The following is a 4901-nucleotide window of genomic DNA, read 5'->3' as shown; positions in this document are numbered from 1 at the left end:
GTCCGGGGGGACCTGACGCTGGTCGGTCGCCGGGCGGTTGCTCGCGAGCGGGCTGGCGGGCGCCTGCCTGACTGGGCATCGCCCTGGTGGCGGGACCGTCTTCTGGCGAGACGGCGGTGGAACCGGCAGCAGGCGTGGGCGGCCCGGCCGGTTTGCTGTCGGGCTCTGGTTTGTTCAAGGCACCTGCTCCTCTCCTCCGATAGCGAAGATCTTGGGGTTGGCGGACGCCCATTCCGGCGGCACCGCCACTGGTGACCGAATACGCCTGCCAACTCGATGTTCCCCGGTCGAAGCGCTGAATGACCTCGACCTGACCAGAATACGGAACCGATTCGTCCCCAGAGATCCGCGGGAATTGAACGGTCATGGTGGCAGCACCGTCGGTGGCGGGTTCGGGGGCCGGGGCGACAGCGGGGATGAACCGGCCGATGACCCGGCGGACTGCGACCACCACTGCAAGCACGTCGGGAACACGCAGCAGGGTCAGGACCGTGTAGGTGAGGCCGATAGAGACGACCGCGACGAGCAAGAGATAGGCGAGGGAGCCGATCTTGCCGTGGTCGGTGCTGAGCCGGTGCAGTCCGGACACCTCGGCCAGCGCCCACACCAGGGCGCTGCACGCCACCGACACCACGATGGTCCAGATGACCGTGCGGCCGACGTTGGTCATGCGGGCGCCACCGAGCCTGCTGCGCAGCAGATAGTGACCGACCACCGCACCGACGAGGTAGCCGAGACCGTTGGACAGGGCCAGCCACCGGATGATCGCGTCGGGGTCGTCGAACAGGACCGGGCCGAGATAGGACGCCGCCACCTTCACCGCGGTGATCCCGATGACCATGTACGTCGGGGTCCAGGCGTCCTCGCGGGCGTAGAACACGCGGAGCTGCACCAGTGTCATCGCGTACGGGATCATCGTGAACGCGCCCCACGAGAGCACGCTGCCGAGCTGTGAGGCGGTGTCGGCGTCGAACTTGCCGAAGTTGAACACGGCGACACCGATGGCCGGCCCGAAGAACGTCATGAACGCGATGACCGGCACCAGCGAGACCATCGTCAACCGGGTGGCCAGTGAGAGATCGTCGACCACCGAGTGGGTGTCGTCGGCGGCGGCATTACGGGAGAGGCGGGGCATGATCGCGGTCAGGATGGTCACGCCGAGGACGCCGTAGGGCAACTGGAGGAGCTGCCAGTGTGTCGCGTAGACGCTGACGCCGGCTTCGGTTGCGCTCGAGGCGATGCGATAGGTGACGATCAGACCGACTTGCAGGACTGCGACGTACAGAACGATCGCAAGCGCCATGTTGCCGAACTTGCGCAATCTATCGTCCAGACCCCACTGCAGTTTCAGCTTCACCCCGCTGCGCCGGATGGCGGGGAGCAGGACCGCGGTCTGGGCGATCACGCCGAGGGTGGTGCCGACGCCCAGGATCAGGAGCTTGGTGTCGCTGATGCTGACGGGGTTCAGCGAGATGTCACCCGGGGCGACCGCATAGGCGATCAGGGTCACTATCTGTACGACGTTGTTGAGCACGGGTGCCCAGGCGCCGGGCTTGAAGAAACCCTTCATGTTCAGGATGGCGATGAACAGCGCCGACAACCCGTAGAACAGCACGGCGGGCATCAGCAGGAACGCGAGTGCGGTGGCGAGGTCGCGGTTGACCTTGCCGTCACCGAGGTTGAGCATCGTGAGCGCGGGCGCAGCGATCAGGGCCGCGAGGGTGGCCACCCCCAGCACGGTCACCGCGAGGGTGAAGATGCGGTTGATGAATCCCACTCCCCCGTCCGCGTCTTCGGATTCGGCGCGTACCAGGACCGGGATCACGATGGCTGTGAGGACGGCACCGAGGACCACCTCGGCGACCATGTTGGGCAGTACATAGGCGGCCTGGAACGACGAAGCGACCGCGGCGCCGAGCAGGGCCAGCACCAGGACCGTGCGTACGAATCCGGTGATGCGTGAGACCAGGGTGGCCAGCGCAATGGATCCGCTGGTGCGCAGGACGCTGTCGTCGGACGGCTGTTCGCGGACGCGGGCACCGGGGTCGATCGCCGTGGACGTCGTCATCTTGCCGGACGCAGCCGAGGCCAGCTCACCGGCTGTCGGGCGTGGTCCGGGTGCGGGGTCGCGTGGTGCACCGGGCGGGACCCCCACAGACCGGGGCGGGGGCCTTCGGCGCGGAGGTGGCGGCTGCATTCCACCGTTGGTCATGGCCTGTCACCGCCGTTGTCGTGATCAGGGTGATGTCGGCCGAGGTGGTGCTCGCGCTCGGGTGGACTGTGCAACGCGCGGCTGTCCGCCATCAGACGATCGCGTTCGTCGGGTTCGGGCCGGTCGAGGTCGGCTGGATCGGGTTCCCCACGGAATCGATGCCACAACCGTCTGCCCGACAAGAACACCAGGAGTGCGCCGGCGCAGATTGTGATGATGAAGAGCGGTTTACCATATGCATTGGAATGTACTGACAGGTTGATCGAGTCGCCCAACGGGACGCCGCCTGTGGTCACCAGACCGATCTCCACCGTGATCGAACGGGAGCGGTCGGCACGAGTCGGGACCTGGATCTGACGGGTGCCCCTGGGCGGGATCTCCAACACACCCATGTCTCCGACGGTCATGCCGCTCGGTGCCGACACGTTCAATCGAGTTCGCATCGCCACGGGCAGATCGTTGCGGATCACCAGGAGCAACGGGCTGCGTTCGGAGGCCAGGGTGAACCGCCCACCTGGGTCGAGGATGCCCACACCGTTGCGGATGTTCATCAGCGTGGTCGCGACCGCAGATGTGCGCATCGACGCCGACCGCGCCGCAGCCTGCTCATCCTGCGGCGCCACGGACGCCATCGCCCGCAGCATGTCCTCACGCAGCGGCGCCAGGTAGGCACCCGGGGTGATCGGCACGTCCGCGCGGCGCGTCATCGAGTCCTGCAGGTCGCGCGTCTGCTGCAGGTCGGCGCGTACCGAGGCGATGACCCGGGGATCGGGACCGGTGATGGCGGTCCCGGGTGGGGCCACCAGCTCTGCACCCGCGGGTGCACCCGAGGTGGCGGTGAGATCGGTGGCGATCCCGGCCAGCGGCCGGGGAATCGCGAGGTCTGAACCGAGCAGCAGAGACATGGCCGACAACACCGCACGGGTGTCGTCCTCGGACGCAGACCACGTGGGTGGGGGCATCAGCACCGCGCCGCGCCCGATGCGTTCGGCGATCGGGTCGGCCACGGCCTGCGCGTCCGACGATTGCGTGCCCGTCTCGGCCGTCCGGGAGTCGTCGGCGAGCGTGGAGGGTGCGAGCGCAGAGAACATCATCGCCGCGACCGCGTTCTGGCGGCGGACCTGTTCGGTGCCGGCCAGCCAGCCTGCCCGCTGGGCTGTCGGGGTGACCTGGGCCGACCGCGGACCCGGGCCGAGTGCCGACAGGCCGCTTGCCACCGCCGGGTCATAGGTCTGGACGGCGAGGTCCTCGCCCAGGGGGTATTCGCCGTTCGTCGAGGTGGGGGTGAGGTTTCTGACGCTCGACGCCGCGACGACGGTGCCCACCGCGCCCTTGTCGCGGATCAGTCCGGCGCCTGCGGTGTCCAGGACCCCGGAGGCCGGAATCGCCAGGCCACGCACACTCTTCACGTTGAGGATGCGGTCGACGATGTCGGCGGGTGCTCGTAATGCGGTGTCGGACAGGTCGGAATCGGCGACCTGGGTCAGCGCGGTGGTGTCGACGTGGGCGAACGAGGTGGCCACCACGCACATACCGGTGGCCAGGGCCTGCAGCCGAGCGAGCCAGGCCGCCGCGACCTCGGATCCGGTGCCCTCCCGAGCTGGACCGGTCGGATCGGCCGGGTCGGTGGTGACCAGATAACTACTGGTCATCGCCTGCACGCTGATCAGCAGATCGGGGTCCACCGCCAGACACAGGCTGCGCGCCAGCGGCGACTCCAGATCTCGCGTCCGGGTCTGCTCCATGGTCGCCACGAGTCGATCGAGACGTCCGCCGGCGGCCAGTGACTGCTCGAGACCGTTGTCCATCAACCGGACTGTCTCGTCGCCTCCCCCGGTGACGCCGGGCGCGAGCGAGGCCGGTGCGGCGATCGGCCAGAGCATGGTCATGCCGACCGGTTGTGAGATGTCCGGGGCCACCGAACCGTCGGCTCCGATGGGCGCGGCGACAGGGTCACCCGAGGCGTTGTCGTCGGCCTGGGACTGAGCGCGCAGAGGGTTCGGCGGCAGGCCGACCACGGGCAGGAGTACTCGCGCGTCGTCGAGCCGTGCCGGGTTGCCGAAGTCGGGGGTGCCGTTGACGTTGACCAGCACCGGATAGATCCCCGGCTTGTCGATCTGGAAGCTGGGCGCACCAGAAGCATTGACGGACAGATCAATTCGTAGCGAGAAGGGAATCGACCGCCCGGGTCCGAGCTGCTGACTGACGTCGGTGAAGTCGCCGACGGTCTCGAAACTGTTCGCGTCGGCGGACAGGGAGTCGCCGAGGCCGGCACTGGTGGTGATGGCGGCCCCGCGCTGCAGGCGCATGGCGATGTTGCGGACCGGCCGGTCCCCGACGTTGGTCAGCGTCCCGCCGGCGGTGACGACGCCGGGGCTGGAGGTGGTGACTGTGGAGGGATCGATCGACTCGAGCGAGATCCGCAGGAACTCCCCGGTCTGCGAGGTGTCATCGGTCTGCGAGGTGTCGTCGGCGGGTGTGGCCACCGCCGACACCGCGAGGGGTCCGAACACCAGGGCGAGAACGCTGACCAGGATCGTCAGCGCACGCATCGATCGGCCGTTCACGTCGCGACGTGCGGGCCGGATTCCGGCGGTGGTGCATGGGCGGCCGGTCCCCCGCTGTTGCCGGCCCCGCGGTTCTCGGATGTGGTCTCGGTGCCGCCACCGCCGCCGCGACGACCCCGGCG

The 4901-nt window shown here is 68.4% G+C and carries 2 protein-coding genes; both read right to left on the bottom strand.

What is annotated here, in order from left to right; translation table 11 throughout:
• Window positions 1–2212 (bottom strand): murein biosynthesis integral membrane protein MurJ (gene murJ / locus W823_RS51905; protein ID WP_369792664.1); only part of this gene is annotated, 2212 nt, incomplete at its 3' end.
• Window positions 2209–4779, bottom strand: coding sequence for a hypothetical protein (locus tag W823_RS51900; RefSeq protein WP_023961868.1), 2571 nt, complete (start codon window positions 4777–4779; stop codon window positions 2209–2211). The genes W823_RS51900 and murJ, both read right to left, overlap by 4 nt.
• Between the last annotated feature and the right edge of the window lie 122 nt (window positions 4780–4901).

The organism is Williamsia sp. D3 (genome assembly GCF_000506245.1).
GTDB classification, from domain to species: Bacteria; Actinomycetota; Actinomycetes; order Mycobacteriales; family Mycobacteriaceae; genus Williamsia; species Williamsia muralis.
This window is presented reverse-complemented; position numbering and strand designations above follow the sequence as displayed.